The following is a 632-nucleotide window of genomic DNA, read 5'->3' as shown; positions in this document are numbered from 1 at the left end:
GATGCGTATAATCTGTATGATACAGGGATGGGTGGTAATGTGTATGGGGGACCTCGTGTTGCACCTTTAAGTGCTCCAACTTACCAAGCAATCGGAGGTCTTGGAGCTATTCCTCATCAATATCAAAATTATATGAATCATTTGATGAATACTCCCATGCAGGCAGAAAGAAATATTGGTGAATTGGCTTCTAGTTATAAAGGGGGCTATGATCAGGATTTTGAAGATGTACTTAAAAAATCTATGGATGATGTGAGAGATACGATTAACAGCTCTTTTGTAGGTGCTGGTGGTTATGGATCTGGTGCACATACAAAAGTGTTGGCGCGTGAACTTGATGCATTGTCTAAAAGTGCTAGGATTAATCATTACCGTCAGAATAAGCAGGATATGTTACATGCTAATGCCTTACTTGGTGATTTTAATAAGTATCGCTTAGGCATGATAGGCAACTTATTCCCCTCTTATAATAATGCCTATTCGAATATGTTGCAGGGGTCATCTGTTCTTAATGACTACAATCAACGCCTTGTTGATGCCAATAGAGAACGTTGGCTGGAACAAGACAATAGCGGCTGGAATAGGTTGAATATGCTTATGAACGCCGGTCATGGCTTTGCAAGAAATTACGG

At 40.2% G+C, this 632-nt stretch carries 1 protein-coding gene; it reads left to right on the top strand.

Annotated elements, in window-relative coordinates:
* Positions 1-632 (top strand): hypothetical protein (locus tag ACFIMA_RS09915; protein WP_375693793.1); only part of this gene is annotated, 632 nt, incomplete at both ends.

Origin of the sequence: Bartonella sp. AP88HLJMH (assembly GCF_042195605.1) — a bacterium.
Taxonomy (GTDB): domain Bacteria; phylum Pseudomonadota; class Alphaproteobacteria; order Rhizobiales; family Rhizobiaceae; genus Bartonella.
The sequence above is the reverse complement of the archived record's forward strand: the minus strand, read 5'-3'. Positions and strand labels throughout refer to the sequence as shown.